Consider the following 22,042-nt stretch of genomic DNA (forward strand, 5'->3'; position numbering starts at 1 on the left):
CAAATTTAACCATATTTAGCTTGAATTTTATTCAATGTGGATTAGATAATTTCTAAGAACTTTTTTGAACAAACAATAGATTCTGGCAGGAAAGGCAACGGCATGCAAAAAGAGAAAAACTTGTTGCGCTTTGGAAAAAAGATAAGAATTAATTAAAGTTGAACCAGAACCTTACTCCTTCGCTTGCTTTATCAATATTCAATTTGGATTGAAGTTGATTTACCAATCTATTCATCAAACGAATGCCCATAGAGGAATGAGTGCGCTCTTCCGTATCTTCAGGCAGTCCTATCCCGTTGTCCGTATATTCAAAATATCCTTGCTCCCCATTTTTACGAAGATGGATGTAGATTTTTCCGTTTTCATCATTTTCTGGAAAGGCATACTTAAAAGAGTTTGAAACCAGTTCATTTAAAATCAAACCAAATGGAATGGCCCTATCAATATCCAATTCTGTGCCTTCAGCATCAATGGTGATCGTAATGTTATGGCCACCTTTTTTATAAACTGACTGCACGCTGTTAATCAAACTTTCAATATAGCCTTGCATTTCAATAACAGACAAGTCATCATTTTGATACAACTTCTGATGGATAAGTGCCATGGCCTTTACCCTACTCTTTCCTTCTTCCAATGCCTCTATGGCCGCCTTACTTCTAGTATTTTTGGTTTGCAAACTCAATAGACTGGAAACCATTTGAAGGTTGTTCTTTACCCTATGGTGAATCTCTTTTAATAAAGAATCTTTTTCAACAAGGGCATTCTCAATAATGTGTTTTTGTTCCGCTATTAAACGTTGGTTTTTAATACTTTTTAAATACGCATAGACCAATCCGGCAAAACCAAGCAACGTAAAAATCAAAGAGATAAAGACCAAGTTGATTCGCTCATCCTTTGCTTTCATTTCACTACGCGCCAGCTCATTGATTTGCTTTTGTTCATCTATCAATCGCTGCGAATTCTCTAGGTCCTCATTGGCCACTATAGTAACCAATTGTTGTTTTATAATTGAAGATTGCGTTTTGGTAAGAGAATCTTTTATTCTTTCGTTGCGCTTATAGTACGTAGCGGCATTCTTGAAATTTTCAACTTTGTCATAATATGCGGCAAGTAAACTATTCCGTTTAATATTTTGTACCGTATTTATGTTTTCAAAATCAATATTCAAGCTTTTCTTAGCGGCAGAAAATCGTTCTAATTGTAAATTAGCATCAGCAAGGTTAAGTATATTCTCAATGACTTCGCTTTTGTGCGCATTTTTTGAAGAGGTGGTTAAAACTTCAATACTTGTTTCCAACAAAGGGATGGCATCTTCATATTGATTCAACAGGACATGACATTTTCCAATGTTTCCTTCAATTTCTGCTTTTAACAAGTCACTTTCAAAAAGTTGTTCCTCTGTCTTTTGTTTTGATATATCATTAAGAAAAACATCCAAATAAGCCTTCGCCTTCTTTAGCTCACTCAATGCAGTTGGGGCAGAGTTGTCCAACCTCAAGTAGTTACCCACCTTACTGTGATATTTGGCCAGACCATAAGAATCATTATCTGCAATGGTAGGCTTAACCTCCATTATATATTGGTTTCTAGCTTTTCTGTATAATCCTAGATTGCTGTAGATATCATAGAAAGCAACATTTTCCGTCAGGCCAAGTTCTCGTTTTTCCTTCCTAATTTCTATTTGCTTATCGTATAGTTTAAGGTTGGCATAATTGCTATCCAAAACATCCAAAACAATCTTTTTTGAATTAGAGTCCAAGGAATCTTTGGAAGCATAAAGTTCTTTTGCCAAAACAATACTCTTATCATACTCACCTAAATCATTGTAGACCTGTGTCTGCATAACCTGATAAAGACGGGTAGCTATAGTATCGTTGGTCTTTTGAGCATTTGAAAGATATACCTTGATAGTATCTAACCAATCATAAGCAGAGTTGACATTGTATCTATTTACGGAGTTGAAAAAAACATCGAACCGGCTTGAAGGGCCATTAGTATCTTGGAACTCTTTTAAAGTACTCTCCTCTTCATTTTCTATAGACTGTGCAGAAGCATTCAATAGAAAAACAAAAAATAATGCCGAGAAAATTCTTTTTAAGTTACGTCCCATTAATATACCTCGCGTAATAGCAGAAAGATTTAGAAAGTCTATAATTATTTTTTTATGCTTACTGTTGTTTGTATCAATTTTACCGTAGTAAAACCTACTATTAAATTGAATGATCAATACACAAAAACCTTAGTTATTGTAAGCAACTTTTCTAATCGTTGCTGTATATAAAGAACGCTAGTTTAGACACAAAATTAAATCCAATCTAAAGGAGTTATTCGGTATTGTTGTGAAAGTGCCCATTTCTGTTGTGAAACGGCTTTAAGCATATGTGAAAACCCTTTTATCGATGTTTTTTGCATTTCATGGATTGACAAACCTTCTGAAACTAAAAAAGGTCCCGTCAAATTTGACAAGACCCTTTTACGAGAACACTATATGAAAATGAAAAAATTACTTTTCTGAATTAATAACACTGCTAAAGTATATGCATAACTACACAGTAGAAAAATATTGTTGTGAACTAATCAAAAGTTGTGGTAATTCAATGTTTCTGGGATGATTGCATAAAAAAAGTGCCAAAAGGCACTTTTAAAATTATGATTACAATGAACTTGTATTAACTATTCATTGAAGAGATTATGAACTCTTTAAAATCCTTGGATATAGGTATCAAGTTATTGTTTATGACAATATCTTTTGAATTGATTGCATCAATATGGTCCACATTAACAATGTAGGACTTATGCGCTCTATAAAATTTATTTTTGGGCAATTTCTCCAAATAGTCCTTCAACGGAGAGCGAACCAAAAACTTTTTATCTACAGTATTTACCTCTAAATATACATTGTCCGCCTTGATGAATTGAATATCACCAAATTGTATCCTATAGTATAGATGTTGTTTCTTAACAAAGATAGAATCCTTTAAAACAGAATTGGAAGTGAAAGTATCACCTTCGTTTCCAGTAATTTCTTTACTATTCTCCTTTCGGGCATAATTGAAATTAGACAAGGCTATTTCAATTGAGGTATACAAGTCCTGTTGTTCAAAGGGTTTAACCAAGTAACCATCCGGTTTAACTGTCTTTGCATTTTCAACTGTGGCTCTGTCCGAGTTAGAAGTTACAAAGATGAATGGAATGTTATATACGTCTCTAATGTGCTTTCCTAAGTCTATTCCTGTCTTATCCGAAGCCAGAATAATATCAATAAGCACCAGGTCTATGTGGTTATTTTTCAATACTTCAACAGCCTGTTCGTAAACTATCACATTGTCAACAATCTCATACCCGATTTCTTCAAGCATAGATTGCATATCGTCTGCAATAATTACATTGTCCTCAACAATTAGTATTTTAATGGGGTGTTCCAAGTTTCGTAAGGTTTAGTGAGTTGTAAACCAAAATTACAAAAAATTATTAACTGCTACATAGAACAGCAAGGAGAGTAAGAAAGTGCTCAACGCTAATTTTTTAAGTTCTCCATCAAGTTTTACAGGTTCCTTTGTAATAATAACCTTACGGATATGTATTATAATAGGTATAAAAGCCAACATATAGAATGCATGGGAAATACCGATTTTCTCAATCCAAGTATATCCCAAAAGGCAGAGAAAAGCTAGTGTAATGAGCAAAACATGATAGCGTTTGCCGTTTTCGAAACCCATCTTAACAACGAGTGTGTTTTTTTCATGTTTTTTGTCTGAGGAAATATCCCTTAGGTTGTTCAAGTTTAAAACACCTACACACAATAATCCGATGGTGATTGCTGGCAATACCGAAACCCAATCCAGCGATTTTGTATAAAGAAACATACTTCCTAAAACACCAACCAATCCAAAAAACAGGAATACAAATATATCCCCAAAACCTTTATATCCATATGGCTCGGAGCCCATGGTGTATCTAATGGCTGCCCAAACGCATAAAATTCCTAGAACAAAAAACGAAAGAACATATAGAAGGTTTTCTTTTCCGAATGCCAAATAAATCAATCCCACGGCAACAAGCATACTTATCATTGAAGAGGCAACTATACCTTTTCTAAGTCCTGATTGTGTTAGCAAACCACTTTGTAAGGCTCTTGCAGGTCCTATTCTATCTTCATCATCAGTTCCCTTTACACCATCTCCATAGTCGTTTGCAAAATTGGAAGTGACCTGAAAACCAACTGTTGTCAATAGCGCTAAAATAAAAATAGAAAGTTCAAAAAAGCCCTGCTTTACTGCTAATGCAGTTCCAACGATAATTCCCGATAGTGATAATGGAAGTGTTCGTAACCTAGCAGCTTGTATCCAAGCCTTACTTTTTCTCAAAATTAATAAGGGTCTTCTATTTTAACCCTTTTTCCATCTTGGTAAGAGGCAACAAAAGCATCTTTAAAGCCCATATTGACCAATTGCTTTCTGAAAGATTGAGCCTCATCCAATGTTTCAAAGTTTCCTAATGAATATGCGTAGAAAGGGTTGGTTTTAACAAAAAGTGTGTTCGTTAGGGCTTCAGAAGCCAAAGTAACATTATTCTCAACAAATGATTTTACCTGAACCGAGTAAACCTTTTCTTTATCTAAAAATGCTTTTGCCAAGTAAAATTCCTTAACCAAGCTAAGCTCTTCATTTTGTACTTTAAGATTACCAATTCTAGTTTTTATAGCATCTAAGCTGTCAATGGAAACCAGTAGGTTATTTTGATTTTCAAATGAATTTTTACTGCTAAGGCCAGCAGTAAAAGATGTGATGGCAAGGGTTCCCACAACAAAAAGAGCCGTAAAGCCGAGCAGTATATTACGATGCAATCTTACCTTACGTAAATCTTTGTTTTTATACTTTATTTGATCCAAAAGTCTTTCGTTAATAATCTGGGCCTTGTCTATATCCTTGTGTAGGTCCAACAAATCACTTTCTTCAATAAAAGGCATATTAGGAGGGTATGAGTTCCGACGTTACGCTAAAAGCATAATTGTCAGTGAGTTATTATCTACTTATACAAAAGTAAAATATTTGACCTAAGAAAAAAATTTAACAGTATCAATTTAATTCATTTTGAATTAACATTTCTGTAACATATTTAATTTCAGGTAGTTACAAAAGATAAATACCATCATCTGCTATGGTAATTTTTCTTTCTTTGTACAACGTTCCTATTGCTTTTTTAAATGCTTTTTTACTTAAGTGCAATGTATCTTTGATTTCTTCCGGAGTGGATTTATCATGCAAAGCCAAAAAGCCATTATTTTCTTGCAGTTTTTCAAAAATGAATTTCGCGGTTGGCTCCAACATTTTGGCCCCTATTTGCTGCAAGGAAATATCCACTTTATTATCTGGTCTAACAGCTTTTATGTAACCTTTCATTCTGTCTCCAATGGCAATTGGTTTAAAAATATCACTTTCAAATATCAGTCCCTTGTACTTATCCTCTATTATGACTTCGCGCCCTAAAGGTGTTTTTCTACTTATCATTATTTCCACTTCACTGTTCACTTCTAAAGCAAAACCTTCATTGGATAGAAATTTATTTAACCGACTAGAACCAGTCAACCTAAAGGTTTTTTCATCCAAATAACAGTGTACAACATATTTTTTTCCTTGTTCCATTTCAACTCCCTGTTCTCTAAATGGAACCAGTAAATGCTTCTCTAAACCCCAATCCATAAATGCGCCATAAGCACCTACTTCAACAACTTTTAGGAATGCAAAACCATTTCGTTTTACAAAAGGTTTAAGGGTTGTGGCTATAGGACGTTCACCATTATCCAAGTAGCAAAAAACTTCTAAATCTCCATCAATTTCAAAATCGTCCGGAACATATTTATTTGGCAATAGAACCTCTGTTCCCTCTTCATCCCCCAGAAACAAGCCAATACTTGTGCTTCTTAGCACTTTTAGTGTGTTGTAATTTCCTAATTCTATCATAGGACAAAGGTAGATTGAAATATGGGTATAAAAAAAGCCGCTTTACAGCAGCTTTCTTTACATGATAATACTATGTTAGTTGTAAATGGATTCTTTACCAAAATGCTTGGCTAGCATATAGTAAATAACCGCACGATGCTTGTTCTTGTCCGATCTTCCATATTTATCAATAACGCTATTGATTGCATCCATTAAATCAGAACTATCCGCAAGACCCAATTTCTTCATCAAGAAGTTGTTTTTTACAGTCTGTAATTCTTTGTCATCTGATCCAGAAACTTTTGAAGCATCCAAATTATAGATAGCTGGTCCTAGTCCAATGGCCACTTTGGTCAACAAATCCATGTTTGGCGTTTCACCAAACTTGTCTTTAATGTCCGCGGCATACTTTACAATTAATTCATCTCTTTTACTCATGGTAGTTAGTGTTCTTAAAAGATTAAAATATTACTTAGGTTCTAAGATATAAAATCGAAGTAACTAAGCAAAATTTTGTTATTCTCTAGGCGAGGAGTAACTACCTCTAATATTTTAGGCATTTCCGAGGGATTATAGAAGTTTTTCAAGCTAGTATTCAATTGTTTTTCATTCTCAATCCTTTCGTATATAAATCCATGCATTTCAGCAAGGTGACTTGCTGTTTGTTGATGCGTGGTTTCAAAAAAAGTGGAGAAATCATCCGTGTCTTCTTGCCCTGGTAAAATTCTAAAAATACCTCCGCCAGAATTATTGATGAGTATGATCCTAAAATCCGGGTTTTTATAATTGTTCCAAAGGCCATTGCCGTCATAAAAAAAGCTAAGATCACCAGTAATTAATACTGTTGGCGATTTCTCATAAATAGATGCTCCAACTGCTGTGGAAGTACTGCCATCAATACCGCTTGTACCCCTATTGCAAAAGACCTTTAGAGATTTATCCATAGGAAACAATTGACTATACCTTACTGTAGAACTATTTGCCAAATGTACTTGGTACCCTTTTGGTATATTTTGTTGTATCTGGCTGAAAGCCTTAAAGTCTGAAAAACCTATTTCGGACAAATATGTCTCCCGCTTACTTTCATAGTTATCCCTTACCCTACTCCAATATGAATTGTAGTTGCCATCTGCCCCTGGTTTTGAATCTGGCATCGCTCTAAAAAAATCCACGGGGGAAACTTTTATATGTTTTGAAAGACAAAAAAAGGTGTCCAACGCTTTTTTCCCATCAATATGCCAATGTGTTTTGGGTTTATAATTTCTTAAAAAAGCCTTTATCTTTTTTGAAACAATCAATCCGCCAAATGTTACTAGTAAATCAGGTTGAAGCGCTTCAAAAAGATCCTCACGTTTATCTGATTTTTCTATTGGAGCAATGATGCTATCGATACTCGGAAAAAAATTGGGATGATGCACATTGGACGTAGTTTCCGTAAATACCAAGACGTTGTCATCATTTGCCAGCTTTTCCAAAATTTCATTTTCAATTGAGTCGGGTTGATTTACCCCTACCAAAACCATTTTACGCTTACTGGTGTTCCAAATGGAAATCAATTCCTTCAAATCATCAATTTCTTGACTGCTTTCAGCAGGAAACATGGTGTCTGGGATATTTACACTAGCTTTTTCAGTAAGGCCATATAAAGGTTCTTCAAAAGGTATATTGATATGTACCGGTGTCTTTTCTAAAATTGCTTTATCCAAAGCCAGTGCTAGTTCCGCTTCATTAAACTTTTGAATTTTTTCTTGAGTTTCTAAAGAATTTGTTTCAGAAAAAGACAAGACTGTCTCAGTAACATGGCTTACATCTTGCTTCAAATTGGCCGAATACCCAATGTGGTTTTCAAAAACATTTTTTTGACGAATGGTCTGTCCATCGCCTACATCAATTTTATAATTAGGTCTATCAGCAGAAACTACAATCAAGGGAATATCACTGTAAAATCCCTCCGCAACAGCAGGATAGTAGTTTAAAAGTGCACTGCCGGACGTACAAACCAAGGCTACCGGTTCCTGTAATTGCTGGGCCATTCCTAAAGCAAAGAATCCCGCACACCTTTCATCCACAATGCTAAAGCACTTAAAAAAAGAGTTTTTAGTAAAGCTCAGTGTTAATGGTGCGCTTCTGGAACCAGGAGAAATAACAATATTTTTAATTCCCCTAGATTTAAAATAAAGAACAACCGTTTGCGCTGAGGGGATATTTGAGTACATCATTGGTAACAAAAATACATCTCAAAAAGGTATTCCCCTAAAATTCTATACTATGAAATTAGATGATGTTCAACATGGTCTTGCTTTTGTTCTGTGTCTCAGACCATTCACTTTCCGGGTTGGACGCTGATGTAATTCCTCCTCCAACAAAAACAGATGCATTTCCATTACTGATTTCCATACATCTTAGGTTCACGAACAGATTTGCTTCCCGTTCTTTTTTAAGGTTGAGTTCACCTAGAAATCCTGTATAAAAAGTACGCTGATAATCTTCGTTTTTTAGGATAAAGTCTTTTGCTTGTAATGAAGGAATTCCACAAACAGCCGGTGTAGGGTGCAAAGAGTTTATAATATTCTTTATGCCTGTTGTGGCAGGCAATTTCCCCTTGATATCCGATTTTAAATGCCACAGATTTCCTGCTCTAACGGATTCAGCTTTGCCCATATCCAGTTCTATCAAATTGTTTACCAGTTTTTCCTTGACATAGTCTGAAACCATTTTCTGTTCGTCGATTTCTTTACTTCCCCAATTGGGCACAGAGTTCTCCTGTATTGGAAGTGTTGCTGCCAAAGACATTGTATGTAATACTTCATCCTTTATCCTCACTAAAGTTTCAGGAGTAGCACCGCACCAAACACCGATTTTAGGGTGAAAAAACAAATAACAAAAAGCATTGGGATATCTTTTTAAAAGGGTATTAAAGATTTCTTCCGGACTTCTAGAAAGTTTTACTACTATTTTTCTGGATAAAACAACTTTCTTAAGTGCCCCAGTATTTATTTCATTGATCCCTTTTTTAACTAGCTCCAGGTGATGGTCTTTTCCTAAATCAGTAGTTGATACTTCATGATTATCACTTACATCTTCGATGCTAAAAGGAACTTCCACTACCTCATCAGCATGTATCAGGGTTGCATTGTCCTTTAAATCAAAAGGAGCAAAAACAAATCCTTTTTCTTCAAAATTGGTGGTGCTATTTAATTCATCATTGGATTGAAAAACACCAATTACCTGACTCTCTAGTGGTTTTCGATAAATAGAAAAAGGAAGGTCGTTTTCAAAACAACGATTGACCTTTTCAAGAAGCTTATGGAAATCTTTATTTTTTTGGTAAGGCAATGGTAGTGAGTTTACAGTTGGAAATTAAATCACCTTCCTCATTGGTGATTTTTATTTCCCATAGTTGAGTGGTCCTCCCTTTATGGATTATGGTCGCCTTGGCATACACAAACCCTTCTCGTATTCCTTTTACATGATTGGCCGCTATCTCTATACCCCTAACATAAAACTCCTGTCCATCTAAAAAAATATAAGAAGCAGCGCTACCAACGCTTTCTGCTAAAGCTACGGAGGCACCTCCATGCAAAACACCATCAGGTTGATGTACCTTAGGGGTTACCGGCATTCTACCAATTAAGAAATTTTCACCTACATCTATATAAGTAATGTCCAAGGTTTCCATCAATGTGCCCTTGCAAATACCATTGCAAACAGATAGAATTTTCTCTTTATGCTCGTTCATCCTTCTATTTTTTGTAAAATTACGGAAAGCTATGTCAATAATATATTAAGTAAGGCTAGACAGAATACATTCAATGGAAAAGACCGTATCATATACCACAAAAAACACCTATATAACGCTTAATACGTTAACTCCTAAAACAAAAAATGTATGGTTGGCCTTTCATGGAATTGGGTACTTAAGCAAATACTTTATAAAGTATTTTAAAGATTTAAACGCTGAAGAAAACTACATTATAGCACCACAAGCTCCCTCTAAATATTATTTAAAAAATGAATACAAATACGTTGGGGCCAGTTGGTTAACAAAAGAAAATACATTGACCGAAACCAGTAATGTCATTAATTATATTGATGCAATTTTTGATGCCGAGCAAATACCTTCAGACCATAACCTTATTATATTTGGTTTTTCTCAAGGAGTATCTATTGCCACACGTTGGATAACTCAAAGAAAAATCAATTTTAAAACGCTTATTCTTTATGCAGGGGGTATACCAAATGAACTTGAAAAAGAAGATTTTGATTACTTGGACTGGAATTCATCCAAAGTTAAAATAGTATATGGCAACACCGATGAATACATGAATATGGAACGATTAAAAACTGAGAAAAATAAAATCACTCATCTTTTCCAAGAAAATTCGGAAATCATCAGTTTTGATGGTGGTCATGAAATGAAACCGGGAATAATTAAAACCTTAATTTAATTAATGAAAGAATCAAAAAGGTATTTGGCCAACGTAACCCTTGTTGTAAAGGACTATGATGAAGCCATTGATTTCTATACACAGAAATTGGGCTTTAGACTTGTTGAGGATATTAATCTTGGAGATGGAAAAAGATGGGTGCTAGTTGCTCCCAATGATGCCCAATGTAATATTTTGTTGGGAAAAGCAGTGGGTGCTGAACAAGAAGCTGCTATAGGAAACCAAACTGGCGGTAGGGTATTCTTTTTTTTACATACCAATAACTTTTGGGAAGACTACAATACTATGAAAGAAAAAGGTGTGATTTTTAAAGAAGAACCCAGAAAAGAAAGTTACGGGACGGTAGTTGTGTTTGAGGATCTGTATGGAAATCTATGGGATTTGCTGCAACTAACTAGTTAGGATTTTCCTCCTTGGTTTCCTCAACAGGGTAATACGTTATTTTACGGGTAGTATACGTGTTCTCTGGAGTAATAATCTGCTTAATCCAATTCTTTTCCGCATTACTATCAAACTGAAAGATGTATTCTTTTACAGACATTGAATTTGAGATCTTTGTGACAACTTTTTCCAACATGTCATCTGTATCATAAGAGTAGATCATTTTTTTATCTGAGACAAATTCTTTCTTGGTCGGACTATGCAAAAACACTTCTTTAGAAACAAGTTTTCCTGTAACATCATACACCTCTTCTATAGCCTTGTTAGACTCCCCATCAATGTATTCTTTGGTCAAAACCACTTTAAAAGTACCTTTCGTATTTTTCCGTTCAGATGTTCTAATGGATTTTTCCATTATTCCATTTATCAAAAAACTTTTTGTGAGCTCATTTTTATATGGAGTATACTCAACACTCGTTTCATCTACCCCTTCACTATTTGAGGTTGTAATCTTAGTCAGTTTTCCTTTTTCATCATATTCATACTCCTGTTGTTCCAGAAACTCTTTATCATACGAAATAATTTTTTCCAAAATTCTTTTTGGAGACAAAGTATCAATGGAATAAAAATTCGCCATAGATGTGGTTTCATCCAATACATTATCCTTATAACTCTCCATCCGCTTTTCTAGAAGCTCGCCATTATCATATTTGTAATACGTAATATCCTGGTCAGTGTCATTGTATTGCGTAACTGTCTTTGTTAAAAAACCCTCCTTGTTAAACTCAAAAAGTTCTTTGCCATAATCCGTGATGACCAAGCATGACTTCACCTTTCCATTAAGGTCAAAATCTTGGACTTTAAATATCTGAATCTCCTGAGCCCATAAACTAGGAATCAGTAGAATAGAAAAAAAGAAAAAGGCAATGTAGTTTTTTACCATGGTGCAAAATTACTTCTAAATGAGGCAACTAAAAAATTAATACTATGCTCTATATCTAAATTAACCGAAAGAAAACGATAATATCTAAAACTTACGCTCAGGAGCGAAAGGAGCAATTTCCATAGAAAGTTTTTTCTCAGAAATCATCTCAGATATCAATTTACCTGTTGCTGGTCCCAGACTCCAACCCATCATTGCATGCCCAGTTGCAAATATTAGGTTTTCATACTCTTTTGATTTTCCTATATAAGGCAATCCATCTGGAGTAACTGGTCTTAACCCGCATTGCGCATTGCTTTTGTCTTCTTCGGAAATCTTAAGTCCTTTGTAATATCCCTCTGCGCCCTTAGCAATGGCTTCAACCCGTTCTTTTCTTATAATATTGTTGATGCCCGAAAACTCCATGGTACCTGCAAAGCGAGTGAATCCGTTCATAGGGGTAACAGCCATCTTCGCTTCCATTAAAACGGCGGGCATAGAGATATTTGTAAAAGCGGCTACGTTTATACGATACCCTTTACCTGCTTGCAAAGGCAGTTTAACATTCAACTTTTTTGAAAGATGGGAAGTCCAAGAACCCGCTGCAAAAACAACCTCGTCTGGTTTATAAGTCCTTTTGCTCGTTTTTACTTCCGCTATTCTGTCTCCATTAATAACAATATCTAAAACTTCTTCATTTTTATTGATTGCCACTCCTTGTTTTGGCAAAAATTCCAACATTCTCTCCATAAACTGGGTTGGAGTTGTATGCCTATCACATTCATAATGGAAGGCTCCAAGAGCATTAAGTTCTATATTTGGTTCCATTTTTCGCAAACCATTGGCATCTAAATCATTGACTTCTAAACCTAAATCGCCTGCCCGTTTTGCAACCTCCATTTCATGATTTCTTTCTTTCTCAGTCTGATAAATCATTAACAGCCCTTTTCGCTCCAGTTGAAAATCTCCCAAATCTCCTGAAGCTTTTATGCCTTCAAAAAGGTCTCTGCTGAGAAGATTAATATCCATAATTACCGGCATAGCTTTTTCTACCTTGGCTTTAGTGGATGACTTTTTAAAGTACCAGGACCATTTCATGAATTCCATATCAAGTCTGGGTTTTATATAAAAAGGGCTGGAAGAGTCAAACATATACTTGATTCCTTTTGAAATCATGCCCGGAGAGGCCAATGGAATGATATGACTTGGCGTTATATAACCTGCATTAACAAAAGAAGCTCCAGAGGTTATATCAGATTTATCCAAAACAGTAACCTGATGTCCCTCCTTCTGTAAAAAATAAGCAGTTGAAAGGCCCACTATGCCCCCACCTATTACGATAACATTTTTATTAGCACCCATATTAAATCACCTGAAATCCATGCGCGTATGGATCATCATCTGTATCAATTGTAATTGTATTTCTGCCATATATCTTGGCCCACCCTTGAACACTGGGTATAATGGCTTTTTTGTTGTTGAGAAAAGTTTCCTTTTCCACTTTCCCAACAAATTTAGAGCCTATAAAACTTTCATGCACATATTCTTGGCCCAAGTTTAACAGTCCCTTTCCATTTAGTTGTGCCATACGTGCGGAAGTGCCTGTGCCACAAGGAGATCTATCTATAGCCTTTTCCCCATAAAAAACGGCATTTCTGCCAGATGAGTTTTCATCGATTGGTTCGCCTGTCCAAAGTATATGGGATACATGATTGATATTCGAATTTTCGGGATGTATAAACTCACCTGAATATTCTTTGTTAATTCTTGTTCTAATTTCTTGAGAAAACTGAATCAACTCACTCGCTGTAAAATCTTGGATTCCGGAGAAATTGGACTGCGGGTCTACGATGGCATAAAAGTTTCCTCCAAAACCAACATCAAAAGTTAATTCTCCCAATACGCTACTTTCAACTTTTAGTTTTTCAGCTGCCAAGTAACTTTTTACATTGGTCAACTTTACCCACTCTACTTTCTCTCTAGGCTTGTGATAATCAATTTCAACCAAACCTGCAGGTGTTTCCAACTTTACTTTTCCTGGTACTTTGGGTTTAATCAACCCTTCCTCTAAGGCAATGGTCATCGTCCCTATGGTTCCATGTCCACACATTGGCAAACAACCGCTGGTTTCTATAAAAAGAACTGCGATATCGTTTTCAGGATTATGAGGTGGATATAAAATACTACCGCTCATCATGTCATGCCCTCTCGGCTCAAACATTAAACCAGTACGAATCCAATCAAACTCTTTCATGAAATGCTGTCGCTTTTCCTCCATGGTGCTCCCTTCAAGCTTAGGACCGCCTTCTACTACAAGTCGAACAGGATTTCCGCAGGTATGTGCATCAATACACTTGAATATGTGCGTACTCATTTAGAACACGGGGATTTGAGGTCTGGTCTTTACTCCTTGATCAATAATAGCAAGTACTCTATCACGTTCTTTGCCTTGAAGTGGTAACCTAGGCAGACGAACATTCTCGGTTCCTATGCCTGTGGCAACTTCCGCCAGTTTTATATTCTGAACCAACTGCGGATTAATGTCCAACTCCAACAAAGGCATAAACCAACGGTAAATAGCTGTAGCTTCTTCCACTCTACCAGCTTTTACCAATTCATAAATGGCAACGGTTTCTCTTGGAAAAGCGCATACCAAGCCTGCTACCCAGCCATCTGAGCCCATTAGTAAACTTTCCATTGCCAAGGTATCAACCCCGCAAAGGATTTTTAGTCTTTCGCCAAACCTATTTTTAATACGTGTTATGTTCGTGATATCTCTGGTAGATTCTTTAACTGCTTGTATGTTGTCATATTCCAATAATTCATCAAACATATCTAGGGTGACTTCAATTTTATAATCCACAGGGTTGTTGTACACCATAATTGGTAATGAAGTACTTTGGGCAACCGCTTTAAAATAAGCCATTGTTTCATAGTCTGTAGACTTGTAACGCATGGGCGGAAGCATCATAAGTCCCTTAGCTCCATATTTTTCCGCATTTTCTGCCGCCAGTATTGCCTTTTTTGTAGTTTGTTCGGCTATATTCATCACTACGGGAATCTTTCCATCTACCAAATTAACGGTATGCTCAATCAACGTTCGTTTTTCATCATCATCTAATGTGCTTGCTTCCCCAAGGGTACCTCCTAAAATGATGGCATTGGCTCCGGCTTCTATCTGAGCGTTTATATTTACCGCGAACATTTTCATGTCCAATTTGTCTTCTTGGGTAAATTTGGTGGTAACTGCAGGCATAACACCTTTCCAACTAAACTGTGTCATAGTTTACTTTTATTTTTTGTCAAAAATAGAGTTACATCTTCTTTTTAAATTCCTGAAAATTATCTTATACTAGTATTATTTTATCCTATTATTCCAAATAATATATACTTTTAAGATAATTTGAGAATACATGAAAGTATACACATTTAAGATACCCAAAAAACCTGGAGAAAATATCTCGGTGCAAAGTGATAAAGGACCGGCGTTTTACGATAAACTCCATCAGCACGGAGAAATTCAGATAAGTCAAATTCTTGAAGGTGCAGGAAAATTGATTGTTGGAGATAGCGTCCATTCATTCAAAAGCGGAGATTTCTTTATCATAGGGAGTGGAATGCCACATTTGTTCAAGAGTGCAGCCAGCTCTACAAACTCACATATGATTTCCCTCTTCTTTAGAAAGGATTCCTTTGGCAGTACTTTTTTCGACATTGAAGAAATGAAGGAATTACAAAGTTTTTTTCTTCATGCCAAAACCGGCTTTAAGGTAATTTCCCCTAACCGTCCATTTATTGAAGATATGAAGGGTTTAATTTCTTCAGGGCATTTTTCAAGGTTTATGGTTTTGATTCGTTTACTTAAAAAACTAAGTGAATCTCAAAAAACGAAGCTTTCAGGATTTGTGCAACAAAAACAGCTATCCAATGACCATGGTGAGCGGTTACGGGCTGTATTCGATTACGTAATGAAAAATTTCAATCAAAAAATTGAGCTGGATACCATTGCTAAATTAGCTCATATGACACCCAATGCGTTCTGCAGGTTTTTCAAAGAAAGAACCAATAAAACTTTTTTCAGGTTTTTAATCGAAGTTAGGATTGAGCATGTATGCCAACTGCTTCTAAACCATACGGACATGACTATTGTGGAGGCTGCCAATACCTCTGGGTTCAACTCCATTTCAAATTTTAATAGAAAGTTCAAGGAAATAAAGGGAATTAATCCAACCGAATATCTTCGACAATTAAATTAAACATGCCATAAAAAATAAATACAGTTGCTATGGTTTCGTTATTTTTGGGAAATTTTGATAACAAAATATCTATGAAGAAAATAGCGCTGATTGTTTTTAGTCTTGCATTTTCCTGCAACACGGCTCAAAAAACAGTTTCTGAAGTTTCCAATACCGCAAAAGAAGCCGATCCTGTTGTATATGCGGAAACCATTACCCAAGATGAACTCAAGGAACATTTATATATATACGCTTCTGATGAGTTTGAAGGAAGGGAAACCGGACAGCCAGGGCAAAAAAAGGCTGTTGCTTACCTTAAAAATCAATATGAAGCTTTAGGTATTCCTGCTGCAAAAAAAGATGGCGACTATTTGCAAAATGTTCCGTTAGAAGTAACTAAAGTTCCAGAAGGGAATATTCAAATTAATGATGCTGTTTTTCAAATAGGTGAAGATGTAGTCACATTTGATGCTGCAAGTGGCACTTACAATGATATTGTATATGTTGGGTACGGAATTGAAGATGGTGATTATTCTGACTACAAAGAGTTGGATGTAAAAGGAAAATTGGTTTTAATTAAATCTGGTGAACCTGTAAATGCAGATGGAACCTATAGTCTTTCTGGAACCGATAAGAAATCCGCTTGGAGCAATATGTCCGAAGCCATGGGCAAAAAATCCAACCTTGCCATTGAGAAGGAAGCTGTAGGTGTTTTGTATTATGATACCCAAAACTACTTGAGATTTAAAGGTTATTTTGATTTTATGAAAAATAATAAAGGTGGAAAGATGTCTCTAAAGGAAGAGGTTACCAACAGTTTTATTGTTCTACTTAATCAAGAATCTTCCACAGCTATAATGCCGGACATTGAAAAAAACAATACGCCTAAATTAATTTCCACATCTATAAAACTCAATGCCACAAGCGGAAACGATGAAGTAAATTCTGAAAATGTAATTGCAATCATCAAAGGATCAGAAAAACCAGATGAATATGTAGTGGTGTCTTCCCATTTAGATCACATTGGCGTTACTGCCGATGGTCAAATAAATAATGGTGCTGATGATGATGGCTCTGGAAGTGTAGCACTGCTAGAAATTGCGGAAGCTTTTAAAACCGCCAAAGAAGCTGGTCAAGGACCAAAACGTTCTATAGTGTTTTTGCATGTTACAGGTGAGGAAAAAGGGCTTTTGGGTTCAAAATATTATACAGACTATGATCCTGTTTTGCCATTGGCGCAAACCGTTGCAAACCTTAATATTGATATGATTGGTAGAATTGACCCAAAAAGAGAGGGAGACAGAAACTATTTATATTTGATTGGTTCTGACAAACTCAGTACGGATTTGCATAATCTTTCTGAGGAGGTCAATAAGAAATACACCAACATTGAGTTTGATTATACTTATAATGATGAAAATGATCCCAACAGGTTTTACTACAGGAGTGATCATTACAACTTTGCTAAAAACAACATTCCCATTATTTTCTACTTTAATGGAACCCATGCAGATTATCATAGACCAGGAGACACACCTGATAAGATAAATTATGATCTTTTAGAAAATAGAACACGGCTTGTTTTTTATACGGCTTGGGAAGTTGCTAATAGGGAACATAAAGTAGTGGTGGACAAGGCCTCTAAGTAGAAATGATTATTGTATTAAAGTAAAAAAGCCCTCTTTTGAAGAGGGCTTTTTTTTGGGTGGAAGACGGGATTCGAACCCGCGACCCTCGGTACCACAAACCGATGCTCTAACCAACTGAGCTACAACCACCATTTAAGCGGTTGCAAAAATACTTTTTTTTATCAATTCAATCAAAAGAATTTGAACTTTACATTCACAAATAGTAAAAAGATTTGTTATCATTTCTTCTTTAGCATCTTCACGGTTTTGTATTTGTCTGTATTCAAACTAATAAATTATAGAGTACGTTTCTGAATAACCAATACTATTTTAAATATCCTCCATTATCGTATTTCTTATAAAACATCGATGAAATGCACTCTTTGAAGGGCAAAACACACAATTATCGCTTGTTCACAACAATTAATTCCAAAAAAAACTATTGAAAACTATTTTTACTAATCAAGGTTTAAAGATTTTATGTCCCAAATAAACCATTCCTTAAAGCTCCAATGTCTACTTGGAAAAGTAGTCATGGTTTTTTGTGCGCTACTATTTGCTTCTTCTGTTGAAGCCCAAAAAGATAAAAGAGATAGTATTGCATACAGATTAAAGCGCTTAGAATCCACAAATCGCTTCAACCCAAAGGATACCACACATATAAAATTGTTGTCAAGTCTAGCATTCTCTTATCGCTATATTAACAATGATAGTCTTTATTCAATCTCAAACAAGGTTTTAGTGCTTAGTGAAGCCGTAAACTTTACTTATGGTAAAATTAGAGCCTTTCAAGCATTGGGGAATTATTATTCTGATGAAGGAGATCGTCAAAAATCCAAAAAATTGTTTAAAAAAGCCTTAAAATTGGCAGGAGATGCAGAGGACAAAGAATCCGAACTAAGCATTATCAATGGTTTGGCAAATGATTATCGTGACGATGGCAACTTTGCTGAAGCATTAAACATGAATTTAAAAGGAATTGATGTTGCCAAACTGATTGACAGTAAACCAATGCTTTCTATTCTCAATGAAAATATTGCCGGTTTGTATGCCGACCAAAAGGACTTTGATAATGCGCTCATTTTTTATGATACGGTACAGGCAATAAACAAAGCGTTGGGCAATGACAAAATTCATGCCGAGACCCAGAGCAATATGGCTTCGCTATACAAAGATTCTGAGAACTTTGATCATGCTATGTTCAACATCAACAAAAGTATTACCACATTTGAAAAACTTAAAATCTATGATTGGTTGGCCTATGCCTACCAGGTAAAAGGGAGTATTTATCTGGAGCAAAAAAAGTACCAATGGGCATTGTACTGGTACGATCAAAGTAACTTGTTACATGACCAACAATTGGATGATGATAGGGAAAAAATTCAATTGCTCAACGGTATGGCCAAAGTATATTTAGGCTTGGGAAGGGATAGCCTTTCTTTACAATATGCAAATGTTGGTTTACAATTATCTGAAAAAATTAAATCATTACAAGGCCAAATAGATTGTTCTGAAACTTTGTACGAGCTATATAAAAACAAAGAGGACCATACTCGTGCGCTAACTTATTTAGAAACCTTTACAAAACTTTCAGACTCTCTTTCTAAAGACAAGAACAAGCAAAGTCTTTCTTTATTAAAGACTAAAATGCAATACGAACAAGAGAAGCAAGAACTTATCGCCTCTAATGAAGTGGCACTGGCTAAACAAAGAAGCTATATCTATCTTGCCATAGCAATATTGATAATCCTAGCTATCATTACGTTCATAATAAGGCGCAGTGAGCATATTCAGAAAAAGCTGAACAAGGAGCTACAAGAAAAATCTGAAGTGGTAAGTGAAAGAGAGTCCCAGCTAAATGAAATCAATAAAACGAAAACCAAACTGTTTTCTATTATTGGTCATGACTTAAGAGGTCCTATAGGTGCATTGCAAGGAATTTTAAAATTGTTTACCGACGGTGAGATTGGAAAAAACGAGTTCATCTCGTTTATACCCAAATTAAAATCCGATGTGGAGAATATATCTTTTGCTTTAAACAATCTACTGTCATGGGGGCAGACACAACTTAATGGTGTAGTTACCAAGCCCAAAAGAATTTCTTTGGATAAATTAGTTAGTGGAAACGTGAGTTTACTCTCGGAAGTAGCCGCTGGTAAATCCATAAAAATAATAAATCAATTACCAGAAAATCCACTTATTTGGGCCGACCAAAATCAAATTGATATTGTCATTAGAAATCTGATGAGTAATGCAATCAAGTTTACTCCAGAAGATGGTCTCATAACTATTGAAGCTGAAGAGAAAAGAGATGTGTGGCAAATTATGATTCGCGATACCGGAATTGGCATGAATAAAGAAATTCAGAAAAAAATCTTTACGGACACAACCAATATCACCACTTATGGTACCAATAACGAAAGAGGTACGGGTCTGGGGCTTTCGCTATGTAAAGAAATGATTCTAAAAAATAATGGCGAAATTTGGGTAGAAAGCGTGTTACGCAAAGGGTCTTCCTTTTATTTTACCGTGCCAAAAGCTGAAAATAGGTACCAAAAAGCTGGGTAGTTAAATAAGGTCATCTAGGTTATCCACTCCAACAAAACGTTCTGCGTTAAACCCTTCCGCGTGTTCCACGCCAATAAGCCTTCCTAAATCCCTAGCTCTGTAGTTTACACTATCTATAAAGTTTTTACTACTGATAGGTGTTTCAGGCTCATTACTACTTGGGTCAAAAAATTGTGATCCATAAGCCAAAATAGACTCTGTCTTTTTTTCAATAAATCCTGATACATCCACTGCAAAATCCGGTTCCAAATTTTTCCATTGTATAAAATGATAGACAACCTTTGGGCGCCAGGCTTCTTGCCATTCATCATCGCCGTCCATTTTAGTATCTATCTTCACCAGACCGCTCAAAAAACAGGCATCACTTACCAATTTGCTTCCTTTGGGATGATCAATATGCCTGTCATCAATAGCGTTACAGAGAACAATTTCAGGGCGGTATTTACGAATCATTTTAATGATTTCCAGCTGGTGCTCCTTATCATTTACAAAAAATCCATCTGCAAATTCCATATTTTCCCGAACTGTAATTCCCAGAATTTCAGCAGCTTTGGTTGCCTCTTTATCCCTAATTTCTGCTGACCCCCTTGTTCCCAATTCGCCTCGGGTCAAATCAATTATTCCCACCTTTTTTCCTCTGGAAACTTCTTTGGCTATTGTGCCACCGGCACCTAATTCTGCATCATCAGGATGTGCTCCAAATACTAAAATATCTAATTTCATCAATGTGTTGTTATGCTGGCACAGCCATAGATTTCACTTTTGAAATGGCCTGTTCAATATCCCCTACTAAGTCTTCTATTTCTTCTATACCTAACGAGAATCTTATCAACGAATCTTTAATCCCTTGTTTTTTGCGATCCTCAGGGCTCATTAGAGCATGAGAAGTTTTTGTAGGTGAAAGAACGGTACTTTCAATCCCAGCCAAACTCATAGATGGTTTTATGAGTTTAAGGTGTTTAAAAAATAAGGAGGTATCAATTTCAGAATTCAATTCAAAAGAGAGCATTCCGCCAAATCCTTTCATCTGAGATTTTGCCAGTGCATGGCCTGGATGGGTTTCAAGCCCAGGGTAATATACATTTTCAATATCTTTGCTTGCGCTTAAATATGTTGCCATTTTCATGGCGTTGTCATTTTGTGCATTTACTCGAATACCCATTGTTTTAATACTACGCTCCAAAAGCCAAACAGTATAATCACTTAAACTGCCTCCAAAACAAATGGCCGTCTGAAAAACCTTATCCATGTACTCTTGCGAAGCCGCAATAACACCTGCACAGATATCTGAATGTCCACCCATATATTTTGTGGCGCTGTGTAAAATAACATCTATTCCAAAATCGATTGGATTCTGATTTATTGGGCTTGCGAAAGTATTGTCTATCATTGATACAATCCCATGTTTTTTGGCCAATTGTCCAATACCAGCTAAATCTGTAATCGTCAACAGTGGGTTAGATGGCGTTTCTATATAAATCACCTTGGTATTTGTCTTGATTTCTTTTTCAAAATCATCAACATTCCACCCATCTGTAAACGAATAGCTGATTCCATATTTTTCAAATTGGGTAACCGCGAAATTATAAGTGCCACCATACAATGTTTGCTGCAATACAATATGATCACCGGCCTGCAAAAAGGCCATTAACCCAGTACTGATGGCAGCCATACCGCTTCCAAAAATCAAAGCAGCTTCGGCATGTTCCAAAGCCGCTAATTTTTTGCACAATGCTTCTTGATTGGGCGTATTAAAGTATCTAGGATAACGCTTTATATCTACATCTTCAAATGCATATGAAGTACTCATATATAAAGGCGAAACAGCGCCTTTAAATTGAGTATCCTCTAATTCTCCTGTATGGGTGCAAGTGGTATTTATACCTTTTTGATTTATATTCATTGCTGTAAAACTTTA

Annotated in this window: 20 protein-coding genes and 1 tRNA gene; 5 read left to right on the plus strand and 16 right to left on the minus strand. The window is 35.8% G+C overall.

What is annotated here, in order from left to right; all coding sequences use genetic code 11:
- Positions 1-148 precede the first annotated feature (148 nt).
- The 9 genes from SJY44_RS12880 to SJY44_RS12920 form a co-directional block, all read right to left on the minus strand.
- The gene (locus SJY44_RS12880; protein WP_396590033.1) at positions 149-2,110 is read right to left on the minus strand and encodes a sensor histidine kinase; all 1,962 of its coding nucleotides are present in this window, start codon (positions 2,108-2,110) and stop codon (positions 149-151) included.
- 559 nt (positions 2,111-2,669) lie between these two features.
- Complete coding sequence (locus SJY44_RS12885; RefSeq protein WP_298927073.1) at positions 2,670-3,425, minus strand: response regulator; 756 nt, start codon at positions 3,423-3,425, stop codon at positions 2,670-2,672.
- A 33-nt stretch (positions 3,426-3,458) separates the two neighbouring features.
- Positions 3,459-4,367 carry a 1,4-dihydroxy-2-naphthoate octaprenyltransferase gene (menA, locus tag SJY44_RS12890; RefSeq protein WP_396590034.1) on the minus strand — a complete coding sequence of 303 codons (909 nt, stop codon included), beginning with the start codon at positions 4,365-4,367 and terminating at the stop codon, positions 3,459-3,461.
- A gap of 2 nt (positions 4,368-4,369) precedes the next feature.
- Positions 4,370-4,969 (minus strand): SPOR domain-containing protein, encoded by a 600-nt coding sequence (locus SJY44_RS12895; RefSeq protein ID WP_298927078.1) that lies wholly within the window; start codon positions 4,967-4,969, stop codon positions 4,370-4,372.
- A gap of 163 nt (positions 4,970-5,132) precedes the next feature.
- On the minus strand, positions 5,133-5,963 hold the full coding sequence (locus SJY44_RS12900; protein WP_396590035.1) for a S1 RNA-binding domain-containing protein: 831 nt from the start codon (positions 5,961-5,963) through the stop codon (positions 5,133-5,135).
- A gap of 75 nt (positions 5,964-6,038) precedes the next feature.
- The gene (locus tag SJY44_RS12905) at positions 6,039-6,380 is read right to left on the minus strand and encodes a DUF2853 family protein (protein ID WP_298927083.1); all 342 of its coding nucleotides are present in this window, start codon (positions 6,378-6,380) and stop codon (positions 6,039-6,041) included.
- A 41-nt stretch (positions 6,381-6,421) separates the two neighbouring features.
- Entirely contained in the window at positions 6,422-8,161 is a 1,740-nt protein-coding gene (gene menD / locus SJY44_RS12910; RefSeq protein WP_396590036.1) for a 2-succinyl-5-enolpyruvyl-6-hydroxy-3-cyclohexene-1-carboxylic-acid synthase, read from the minus strand.
- Positions 8,162-8,216: 55 nt separating this feature from the next.
- Positions 8,217-9,278, minus strand: coding sequence for a chorismate-binding protein (locus SJY44_RS12915; RefSeq protein ID WP_396590037.1), 1,062 nt, complete (start codon positions 9,276-9,278; stop codon positions 8,217-8,219).
- Positions 9,259-9,681 carry a hotdog fold thioesterase gene (locus SJY44_RS12920; protein WP_298927091.1) on the minus strand — a complete coding sequence of 141 codons (423 nt, stop codon included), beginning with the start codon at positions 9,679-9,681 and terminating at the stop codon, positions 9,259-9,261. Before SJY44_RS12920 ends, SJY44_RS12915 begins: the two co-directional genes overlap by 20 nt.
- Before the next feature lie 73 nt (positions 9,682-9,754).
- Here SJY44_RS12920 and SJY44_RS12925 point away from each other — a divergent pair, with 73 nt between their 5' ends.
- Together SJY44_RS12925 and SJY44_RS12930 are read left to right on the plus strand one after the other, a co-directional pair.
- Positions 9,755-10,390 carry an esterase gene (locus SJY44_RS12925; protein ID WP_313789622.1) on the plus strand — a complete coding sequence of 212 codons (636 nt, stop codon included), beginning with the start codon at positions 9,755-9,757 and terminating at the stop codon, positions 10,388-10,390.
- 3 nt (positions 10,391-10,393) lie between these two features.
- Positions 10,394-10,792: a VOC family protein gene (locus tag SJY44_RS12930; protein WP_396590038.1), complete on the plus strand. Its 399-nt coding sequence runs from the start codon at positions 10,394-10,396 to the stop codon at positions 10,790-10,792.
- Here the strand turns inward: SJY44_RS12930 and SJY44_RS12935 are convergent.
- The 4 genes from SJY44_RS12935 to SJY44_RS12950 form a co-directional block, all read right to left on the minus strand.
- Positions 10,785-11,714, minus strand: coding sequence for a hypothetical protein (locus SJY44_RS12935; protein ID WP_396590039.1), 930 nt, complete (start codon positions 11,712-11,714; stop codon positions 10,785-10,787). The two genes, SJY44_RS12930 and SJY44_RS12935, sit on opposite strands and share 8 nt — an antisense overlap.
- Before the next feature lie 84 nt (positions 11,715-11,798).
- Positions 11,799-13,055 (minus strand): NAD(P)/FAD-dependent oxidoreductase, encoded by a 1,257-nt coding sequence (locus SJY44_RS12940; RefSeq protein WP_396590040.1) that lies wholly within the window; start codon positions 13,053-13,055, stop codon positions 11,799-11,801.
- A 1-nt stretch (position 13,056) separates the two neighbouring features.
- Positions 13,057-14,067 (minus strand): 4-hydroxyproline epimerase, encoded by a 1,011-nt coding sequence (locus SJY44_RS12945; protein ID WP_396590041.1) that lies wholly within the window; start codon positions 14,065-14,067, stop codon positions 13,057-13,059.
- Positions 14,068-14,976, minus strand: a complete 909-nt coding sequence (locus tag SJY44_RS12950; protein ID WP_298927104.1) for a dihydrodipicolinate synthase family protein — start codon at positions 14,974-14,976, stop codon at positions 14,068-14,070.
- A 130-nt stretch (positions 14,977-15,106) separates the two neighbouring features.
- On the opposite strand from SJY44_RS12950, the gene SJY44_RS12955 reads away from it, so the two are divergent.
- Together SJY44_RS12955 and SJY44_RS12960 are read left to right on the plus strand one after the other, a co-directional pair.
- The gene (locus tag SJY44_RS12955; protein ID WP_396590042.1) at positions 15,107-15,949 is read left to right on the plus strand and encodes an AraC family transcriptional regulator; all 843 of its coding nucleotides are present in this window, start codon (positions 15,107-15,109) and stop codon (positions 15,947-15,949) included.
- Between the two features lie 71 nt (positions 15,950-16,020).
- Positions 16,021-17,577, plus strand: coding sequence for a M28 family peptidase (locus SJY44_RS12960; RefSeq protein WP_396590043.1), 1,557 nt, complete (start codon positions 16,021-16,023; stop codon positions 17,575-17,577).
- Positions 17,578-17,631: 54 nt separating this feature from the next.
- Here the strand turns inward: SJY44_RS12960 and SJY44_RS12965 are convergent.
- Positions 17,632-17,707, minus strand: a tRNA-His gene (locus SJY44_RS12965).
- A gap of 329 nt (positions 17,708-18,036) precedes the next feature.
- Here SJY44_RS12965 and SJY44_RS12970 point away from each other — a divergent pair.
- On the plus strand, positions 18,037-20,124 hold the full coding sequence (locus SJY44_RS12970) for an ATP-binding protein (protein ID WP_396590044.1): 2,088 nt from the start codon (positions 18,037-18,039) through the stop codon (positions 20,122-20,124).
- On the opposite strand, the gene bshB1 is transcribed toward SJY44_RS12970, so the two are convergent.
- Both bshB1 and SJY44_RS12980 read right to left on the minus strand, forming a co-directional pair.
- The gene (gene bshB1 / locus SJY44_RS12975; RefSeq protein ID WP_396590045.1) at positions 20,125-20,847 is read right to left on the minus strand and encodes a bacillithiol biosynthesis deacetylase BshB1; all 723 of its coding nucleotides are present in this window, start codon (positions 20,845-20,847) and stop codon (positions 20,125-20,127) included.
- A 10-nt stretch (positions 20,848-20,857) separates the two neighbouring features.
- Positions 20,858-22,027, minus strand: coding sequence for a trans-sulfuration enzyme family protein (locus SJY44_RS12980; protein WP_396590046.1), 1,170 nt, complete (start codon positions 22,025-22,027; stop codon positions 20,858-20,860).
- Positions 22,028-22,042 lie beyond the last annotated feature (15 nt).

It is taken from the genome of Allomuricauda sp. R78024 (assembly GCF_044596045.1).
Lineage (GTDB): Bacteria > Bacteroidota > Bacteroidia > Flavobacteriales > Flavobacteriaceae > Flagellimonas.

Excerpts from the sequence above, each read along its gene's own strand:
- SJY44_RS12880 (WP_396590033.1), bottom strand. The coding sequence starts at position 2,110 with ATGGGACGTAACTTAAAAAGAATTTTCTCGGCATTATTTTTTGTTTTT.
- SJY44_RS12895 (WP_298927078.1), bottom strand. The coding sequence starts at position 4,969 with ATGCCTTTTATTGAAGAAAGTGATTTGTTGGACCTACACAAGGATATA.
- SJY44_RS12900 (WP_396590035.1), bottom strand. The coding sequence starts at position 5,963 with ATGATAGAATTAGGAAATTACAACACACTAAAAGTGCTAAGAAGCACA.
- SJY44_RS12905 (WP_298927083.1), bottom strand. The coding sequence starts at position 6,380 with ATGAGTAAAAGAGATGAATTAATTGTAAAGTATGCCGCGGACATTAAA.
- menD (WP_396590036.1), bottom strand. The coding sequence starts at position 8,161 with ATGATGTACTCAAATATCCCCTCAGCGCAAACGGTTGTTCTTTATTTT.
- SJY44_RS12920 (WP_298927091.1), bottom strand. The coding sequence starts at position 9,681 with ATGAACGAGCATAAAGAGAAAATTCTATCTGTTTGCAATGGTATTTGC.
- SJY44_RS12925 (WP_313789622.1), top strand. The coding sequence starts at position 9,755 with ATGGAAAAGACCGTATCATATACCACAAAAAACACCTATATAACGCTT.
- SJY44_RS12930 (WP_396590038.1), top strand. The coding sequence starts at position 10,394 with ATGAAAGAATCAAAAAGGTATTTGGCCAACGTAACCCTTGTTGTAAAG.
- SJY44_RS12935 (WP_396590039.1), bottom strand. The coding sequence starts at position 11,714 with ATGGTAAAAAACTACATTGCCTTTTTCTTTTTTTCTATTCTACTGATT.
- SJY44_RS12940 (WP_396590040.1), bottom strand. The coding sequence starts at position 13,055 with ATGGGTGCTAATAAAAATGTTATCGTAATAGGTGGGGGCATAGTGGGC.
- SJY44_RS12945 (WP_396590041.1), bottom strand. The coding sequence starts at position 14,067 with ATGAGTACGCACATATTCAAGTGTATTGATGCACATACCTGCGGAAAT.
- SJY44_RS12950 (WP_298927104.1), bottom strand. The coding sequence starts at position 14,976 with ATGACACAGTTTAGTTGGAAAGGTGTTATGCCTGCAGTTACCACCAAA.
- SJY44_RS12955 (WP_396590042.1), top strand. The coding sequence starts at position 15,107 with ATGAAAGTATACACATTTAAGATACCCAAAAAACCTGGAGAAAATATC.
- SJY44_RS12960 (WP_396590043.1), top strand. The coding sequence starts at position 16,021 with ATGAAGAAAATAGCGCTGATTGTTTTTAGTCTTGCATTTTCCTGCAAC.
- SJY44_RS12970 (WP_396590044.1), top strand. The coding sequence starts at position 18,037 with ATGTCCCAAATAAACCATTCCTTAAAGCTCCAATGTCTACTTGGAAAA.
- bshB1 (WP_396590045.1), bottom strand. The coding sequence starts at position 20,847 with ATGAAATTAGATATTTTAGTATTTGGAGCACATCCTGATGATGCAGAA.
- SJY44_RS12980 (WP_396590046.1), bottom strand. The coding sequence starts at position 22,027 with ATGAATATAAATCAAAAAGGTATAAATACCACTTGCACCCATACAGGA.